The 7,347-nt window shown below is 57.3% G+C and carries 5 protein-coding genes and 1 pseudogene; 4 read left to right on the plus strand and 2 right to left on the minus strand.

Features of this window, described 5'->3' with window-relative positions:
* Together ACK4S7_RS12750 and ACK4S7_RS12755 are read left to right on the plus strand one after the other, a co-directional pair.
* Positions 1–463: pseudogene (locus ACK4S7_RS12750) on the plus strand (phosphomannomutase); the annotation flags it as partial.
* Positions 411–2,969, plus strand: coding sequence for a ligase-associated DNA damage response DEXH box helicase (locus ACK4S7_RS12755; RefSeq protein ID WP_409647523.1), 2,559 nt, complete (start codon positions 411–413; stop codon positions 2,967–2,969). The pseudogene ACK4S7_RS12750 and the gene ACK4S7_RS12755, both read left to right, overlap by 53 nt.
* A gap of 102 nt (positions 2,970–3,071) precedes the next feature.
* Here ACK4S7_RS12755 and ACK4S7_RS12760 read toward each other — a convergent pair whose 3' ends face one another.
* The gene (locus ACK4S7_RS12760) at positions 3,072–4,988 is read right to left on the minus strand and encodes a prolyl oligopeptidase family serine peptidase (RefSeq protein ID WP_409647525.1); all 1,917 of its coding nucleotides are present in this window, start codon (positions 4,986–4,988) and stop codon (positions 3,072–3,074) included.
* A 162-nt stretch (positions 4,989–5,150) separates the two neighbouring features.
* On the opposite strand from ACK4S7_RS12760, the gene ACK4S7_RS12765 reads away from it, so the two are divergent.
* Together ACK4S7_RS12765 and pdeM are read left to right on the plus strand one after the other, a co-directional pair.
* Complete coding sequence (locus ACK4S7_RS12765; protein ID WP_409647528.1) at positions 5,151–6,116, plus strand: retroviral-like aspartic protease family protein; 966 nt, start codon at positions 5,151–5,153, stop codon at positions 6,114–6,116.
* Between the two features lie 58 nt (positions 6,117–6,174).
* The gene (gene pdeM, locus ACK4S7_RS12770) at positions 6,175–6,870 is read left to right on the plus strand and encodes a ligase-associated DNA damage response endonuclease PdeM (protein ID WP_409647531.1); all 696 of its coding nucleotides are present in this window, start codon (positions 6,175–6,177) and stop codon (positions 6,868–6,870) included.
* Here the strand turns inward: pdeM and ACK4S7_RS12775 are convergent.
* Positions 6,841–7,347 (minus strand): YggS family pyridoxal phosphate-dependent enzyme (locus ACK4S7_RS12775; protein ID WP_409647534.1); only part of this gene is annotated, 507 nt, incomplete at its 5' end. The genes pdeM and ACK4S7_RS12775 overlap by 30 nt on opposite strands.

A 7,347-nucleotide genomic window follows, 5' to 3' on the forward strand; every position in this document is an offset into this window, starting at 1 on the left:
GTCCAAAATGAAGGAAACAGGATCGCCGCTGGCCGGTGAAATGAGCGGGCATGTGTTTTTCAAACATGAATATTATGGCTTTGACGATGCCATTTATGCCGCCGTTCGGTTGATGTCTGCGTCGGCTAAACTGGGTACAAGCGTCACAGAATTGCGCGGCGAAATGCCCCAGATGATCAACACCCCCGAGATGCGCTTTCAGGTCGATGAAAGTCGCAAGTTCGCAGTAATTGACGAGGTGCTGAGCCGGCTTTCTGCGGACGGCGCGGATGTGAACAACACCGACGGTGCGCGCGTTAACACGCCGGATGGCTGGTGGCTGCTGCGCGCTTCGAACACGCAAGATGTGCTCGTCGCCCGCGCCGAGGCGTCCAGCGAAGAAGGCCTTGAAAGGTTGATGGCGCAAATTGATGCGCAATTGGCGGCATCGGGGCTGGAACGCGGGGAAACTGTCGGGCATTAAGCCCAGCGTGGAACTTCCTCCGATCATTCTCGCCTGGTTCGCCTCGCGCGGCTGGCAACCGCGCCGGCATCAGTTGGAAATGCTGGAGGCGGCAAGTGAAAGGCGGCACGCTTTGCTCGTCGCAGCGACGGGTGCTGGCAAGACACTGGCGGGATTTTTGCCAAGTTTAGCGGAGCTGGTCGCAGCCACGCGCGCTCCGTCGCAGGCGGGGGTCCAGACCGAAAAGAAGGATCCCCTGTCAGGGACTGGACCCCAGCCCCCGCTGGGAAACACAATCGAACCTCAAGCTGGCCTCCACACGCTTTATATCTCCCCGCTCAAGGCGCTGGCTACCGACGTCCGGCGAAACCTGCTTATCCCGATCGAAGAAATGGGCCTCCCTATCCGCGTGGAGGCGCGCACGGGTGATACACCATCGGACCGCAAGGCACGCCAGCGCGTCAAGCCGCCGCACATATTGCTGACGACACCGGAGTCGCTGTCGCTGCTGCTTAGCCATGAAGACAGCGTCCATATGTTCGCCACCCTGAAGCGTGTGATCGTCGACGAAGTCCACGCCTTTGCCAATGGCAAACGCGGCGATTTGCTCAGCCTGTCGCTGGCTCGGTTGCAGACGCTGGCGCCGGTCGTGCAACGCGTTGCCTTGTCCGCCACGGTGGCCGACCCCGATGACTATCGCGCATGGCTCGCGCCCAATGGCGACATTGATCAGGTCCGCTTGGTTGAGGGCGAGGCCGCGGCTGAGCCCGATCTCACGATCCTGCTCCCCGAAGGCCGCGTGCCATGGGCAGGGCATAGCGGCCAGCATGCGATCCCGCAGTTGATCGAGGAAATTGGCCGCAACAATATCACGCTGATTTTCTGCAATACGCGGTTTCTGGCTGAATTCATTTTCCAGAAATTGTGGGACGCAAATGAACCCAAATACGCCATCGGCATTCATCATGGCTCTTTGTCTGTCGAGGCACGGCGCAAGGTCGAAGGCGCCATGGCCGATGGCAAATTGCGCGCTTTGGTATGCACCGCCAGCCTTGATCTGGGCGTCGATTGGGGCAATGTTGATTGCGTGATCCAGATGGGCGCGCCTAAAGGTTCGTCACGCTTGTTGCAGCGCATCGGCCGGTCCAACCACCGCATGGATGAACCCAGCCGCGCCATCCTCGTCCCCGGCAACCGCTTTGAGTATCTGGAAGCGCAAGCCGCCTATGATGCAGTTGCCGAAGGGATGCGCGATGGAGAGACTTTCCGCCCGGGAAGTTACGATGTCCTGGCGCAACACGTCATGGGCATTGCCTGCGCAGGGCCATTTGAGGAAGGCGAACTGCTGGCCGAGGTACAGTCCGCTTTGCCTTATTCAGCGCTTGATGCTGCCACCTTTGCGCGCGTCATCGCCTTTGTTGCAACGGGTGGATATTCGTTGAAGGCCTATGACCGGTTCCAGAAACTGGTAAAGGACCCCGATGGCCGGTGGCGGCTTTCACATCCACAATTTGCGGCACAGCACCGGTTCAATGCCGGCATCATTGTTGATGCGCCCATGCTGGAGATCCGCTTCCGCAATGGCCGCAAGCTGGGCAAGGTCGAAGAGGCTTTTGCCTCAACGCTCAGCCCAGGAAACACCTTTACCTTTGCCGGAATGGCGTTGGAGGTGGAATCGATCAAGGATCTCGACCTCATCGTCCGCGCTGCAACGAAACCTGCGACCAACATCCCAAGCTATATGGGCGCGCGCCTGCCGCTGACCACACATCTGGCTGGCCGGGTGCGACAAATGCTGACGGACCGGCTGGGCTGGGCCCGCTTTCCCGACGAAGTGCGCGAGTGGCTGGAGATGCAGGCCTATCGCAGCCAGATGCCAAAGGCCGGGCAGTTGCTGGTCGAAACCTTTCCGCACGAAAAGCGGCATTATATGATAACTTACCCGTTTGAAGGCTGGAACGCGCACCAGTCGCTGGGGATGTTGCTGACTCGGCGCATGGAGAGCCGCGGTCTGATGCCAATGGGTTTTGTCGCCAGCGATTATGCCTTGGGCGTGTGGAGCCTGAAACCCATTACTGACCCGCGGCCTTTATTCTCGGCCGACATATTGGCCGATGAATTTGTCGACTGGGTGGAATCAAGCTACTTGCTGAAACGCGCATTCCGCGAGGTTGCGGTGATCAGCGGCCTTGTCGAACGACAGCATCCGGGCAAGCGCAAAACCGGCAGGCAAGTGACTTTTTCGACCGACCTGATCTACGATGTGCTGCGCAAATATGAACCCGACCATCTGCTGCTTGAGGCCGCTTGGGCCGATGCGCGGACGCGGTTGACCGATGTCGGGCGGCTTGGCGACCTGCTCGACCGCGCTGCCGATACGATGCTGCACGTCGACCTTGAACGCGTTAGTCCGTTGGCCGTGCCGTTGCTGGTGATGATCGGCCGCGAGAGCGTGGCGCAAGGGTCAGTCGACGACGCGCTACTGATGGAGGCGGAGAGCCTCGCAGGTGTGGCGATGACACCTTAGTGGAGAAACCGTAGCCCTGAGCCCGTTGAAGGGCGTCTAGCCGACAAGCGCCCTTCGACGAAGCTCAGCGCTACGGTGATTTTTGACCCGTGTCGTTTGACCTCAATTCAGCAAATTCTGTTTCCAGAACATCAATGTTGCCCAGAACTGGTAATCGACATTTTCCTTCTTGGCGAAACCATGCCCTTCATTCTTGCCGAGCAGATGCCAGGCAACACCGCCCTTGTCGCGAATGGCTTTCACGATCTGGTCGGCCTCTGACGCTGGCACCCGCGGGTCATTGCCGCCTGTCACAACGAACATCGGCTTGGTAATTTCCGACACGCGCGTCAGCGGGGAAATCTCGATCAGTTTAGCACGCTGTGCTGGATCACGCTCGTCACCATATTCGACACGGCGCAAGTCGCGGCGATAGCTTTGGGTGTTTTCGAGGAAGGTAACGAAGTTTGAAATGGCCACAATGCAGTTCGTTGCCCGCAACTGATCCTTATACTGCACCGCAGCGGCGTAGCACATATAGCCGCCATAGGATCCGCCAGCGAGGCCAAAACGCGATGCGTCAAGCGAGGCATCCTTGCCCAACGCCGTCAGAAACGCCCCCATATCCTTCACGGAATCCTCGCGCTTGAACGGGCCATTGTCCAGGCTGACAAAGTTTTTACCATATCCCGTCGATCCACGCACATTGGGGTAGAAAATGGCAACGCCCATTTCGTTAAGCAAATAGTTGCTCCGGCCTTGGAAGCCGGGGCGCGATTGCCCCTCTGGTCCGCCATGCACATTCATGATCATTGGCCGTTTGCCGGGAAATTTCGCCGGATCGGGACGATAGAGGAAACCCGAAACCGGAAGCCCGTCAAAGCTTTTGATCGTAATCAATTCCGGTTCGACGTTCCTGGTCACGTCAAGCCCACCGGTTTCGCTTTCGGTCCAGCGGGTAACCTTCAGGGATTTGGGGTCAATGCTGTATGCGTCGGCTGCACTGCGCGCCGAGGTGAAGGTAATGCCTATTTCACCCCATTCCGAAATATCAAAGCCGCCGACGATACCGGCAGGCAAGCCATCAACGACACGGACCTTGCCGGATTTCGTGTCGAAAATTTTGACTTTGCTCATGCCAGCCTCATTGGTGGCGTAGACTATGAAGCTTCCGTCAGGTGAAATGTCGAAGGCATCAACGTCCCATTTTTCAGCAGGGCCGCGCGGTGTGAACGCACCGGTCTTGATATCTACCGTGCCAAGCCGCTGGAAGTCGGAGCCTTCATCCGATGTCACCCATAACTGGCCGTCGGGTGCAAACTCCGCGCCGCCAATGGCGACATCCTTTTGATGGTCACCAATGGGTGTCATTTGTCCGCTCGCCAGATCAAGCAGGGACATGTCGACATTGGTGACTGACCGATATTGGGCAACGATCGCGGTCTTTTTATCTGGCGCAAAGTCGGAGATGGCCCAGCCGCCACCTTGCACCTGTGCCACCATCTTGTTGGTGGATGGATCACGCGGGTTCATCACATATAGATCGCTGTCAGTGCCGTTCCGGCGGGTGGAGCTATAGGCGACCAGCTCGCCATCCTTGCTCCAGGCGTTGAACCCGTTGCGGCTCTTGCCATCGGTCAAAAGAGTGAGCTTGCCGTCTTTCAAGGCATAAAGCTGAAAGAACTCACCGCCGCCTACATCTTTCTGGACAAGCAAAATGTCAGCGGTTTTAGGAGCCCAGCGGGCGTTGCCGACTGGCTCTGCCTCAAAACTGATTTGCTTGCGTGCCATCATCGGGCCAGCAACGCGATGAATTTGCGTGGTGTTGGCAAATCGCGTCGCTACCAGCATGGATTTGTCGACAGGATGCCAACCTGCAAAACTTGCGGTGCGAAACTCCATATATGGACGCGTCTGCACGGGAAGCTCATCGGGGATCGGCGGCATGCCATCGGCGATCAACGCGTCCGGCTTTGGCGCATCTGCAAACAGAGGTGTGACAGGCAGGGCCAAAGCCGCGAGCAAAAGCAGTTTCTTCATGTGTATCCCCTTTTTCGTGTTCTGGACGGAGGCTAAAGCAAAGGGTGGGATGCAACAATCGCCTTTATCCCGGCTTCGACAAAGCGCTGATATTCTTCGACCGGCCCTCCCTTGTCGCTTGGCGTAAACAGGCGTATCATGTTCCGACAGGAGAATTTTAAGATGCGATACGTCGCCTTTGGGTTCATTGGGTTTATGTCCGCCGTGTCGGCGATCGCCCAGGATGTGCCCGACGCCGAAGCCGATCCCGGTGATGATGTGCCAGCCATCACCGAACAATTTGATATCGACCGCAGCGACCGGATGACGGTTCAGGTTAGCGTCAACGGTGGTGACGCCGTGCCTTTCATTGTCGACACAGGCGCCGAACGCACGGTCATCGCCAACGACCTTGCCCGCAAACTCGCCTTGGAAGCAGGCCCGATACTGACGCTTGCGACCATTTCCGGCCGGTATCAGGTCAATAGCTTTTTCATTGATTCCATTTCCACAGCATCGGTCAACCTGCTGGGGATTGAGGCGCCGGGCCTCGATCGATCCAATCTTGGCGCTTATGGTTTATTGGGCATCGACAGCCTTGAGGACAGCCGCGTCCACCTTGATTTTGCCCAACAGACGATGGACGTCCTGCCTTCGCGCAAATCGCGTGGAAAAACGAAACTGGAAAACGGAATGATCGTTGTGCAGGCCCGGCGCAAAGCCGGCCGAATGATCCTGTCGAGCGCCAAAATCGATGGTATCAAGGTCGACATCATATTGGATACCGGCGCACAAAGCAGCATGGCTAATCTCGCTTTGCGCGACAAGCTGCGACGACGCCATCGCAATTTCGATTTCATTCCCGTGAAGATGAAAAGCGTAACAGGCACCATGTTAAATGGCGATTACACGCAGATCCGCGAAATAGATGTGGGCGGCTTAACGATTCGGGACATGCCCATGACCTTTGCCAATAATTATGCGTTTACGGCACTCAACCTGGAGGACCGTCCGGCAATATTGCTTGGTATGGATGCGCTTAAACTTTTTGACCGAGTGCTGATTGATTTCAGTAACCGCCGTGTTGGCTTTGACCCGCCCAAGGGCGTCGCAATTCAGCCAAAACTTCGCCTTGCCCTCGCGCAATAAGCGTTAATTGCACAGATCGACTTGCGCGCAGAAGGCACAGTGCGCATAGGCCCATGCAATGACGCAAGGTTTCCAGTTTGGTGGCGAGGTTTTTGAGGTGGCGGGAGAGGCCGCGCTATATTGGCCTGCGCAGGATGCGTTGCTGGTGTCCGATATGCATCTCGAAAAAGCCAGCGCCTTTGCATTAAGCGGGCAGATGCTGCCGCCTTATGACAGCGTTGCAACCCTGGGGGATATCGCAGAACTTTGTGCCAAATACCGGCCCGCCAAGATCATATCGCTTGGTGACAATTTCCACGATGATGACGGTGAACACCGTTTGGCAGAGTCGGCGGCGGCGTTGCTGGTCGACTTGGCATGCGACACGGAATGGATATGGATTACCGGAAATCATGACCGGGCGGTGTCAGGCATTTGGGGCGGGAAAGCCCTTGAAGAATTGACACTGTCAGGGATCACGCTTCGGCATGAGGCGAAACGCGGTGACCCCAATCCGGAAATTTCGGGCCATTTTCATCCGAAGTTCCGGCAAGTGCTGCGTGGGCGCTTGGTAAAACGGCGCTGCTTCGTTGTAACCCCGCGCAAGATGATCATGCCCGCGTTTGGCGCCCTGACCGGTGGCCTTGATGTGCAGGACGTCGCCATACGCAATGCCTGCGATCTCGCAGACGGCGAAATGGTCGAAGCATTGGTCGCCACGCGAGCCGGTTTTGCGCGATTTACCCTAGATTGCGCTGGCACGTTCGCCAAATAACGCAGTGCCGACGCGGATATGCGTCGCACCCAACATGATCGCTGTTTCGAAGTCGTCGGACATGCCCATGCTCAATTGCGGCAAGCCATGGCGTTCTGCCAGTTCTGCCAAAAGCGCAAAAAATGGTGCAGCTTCGACATGAGCAGGCGGAATACACATGAGCCCGGCGAGCGGAATTTCAGCAACTTGCGCGGCCATTATCAGGTCGGGAAGCTCCGCCACTGAACAACCGCCCTTATGCTCTTCAGCGCCGATGTTCACTTGAATGAAACATGGCACCGCGCGCTGCAGCTTCTGCATCGCCTTTCCGAGAGCCGTGATAAGCGACAGCCGGTCTACCGAATGGATGACATCAAACAAGGCGGCTGCTTCTTCGGCTTTGTTGGATTGCAACTGGCCAATCAAGTGCAGTTCTACGCCCGGATGCCGTTCTTTCAGCGCCGGCCATTTGCTAGCTGCCTCCTGAACACGGTTTTC

The sequence above is a fragment of the Sphingorhabdus sp. genome (genome assembly GCF_046292425.1).
Taxonomy (GTDB): Bacteria; Pseudomonadota; Alphaproteobacteria; order Sphingomonadales; family Sphingomonadaceae; genus Sphingorhabdus_B.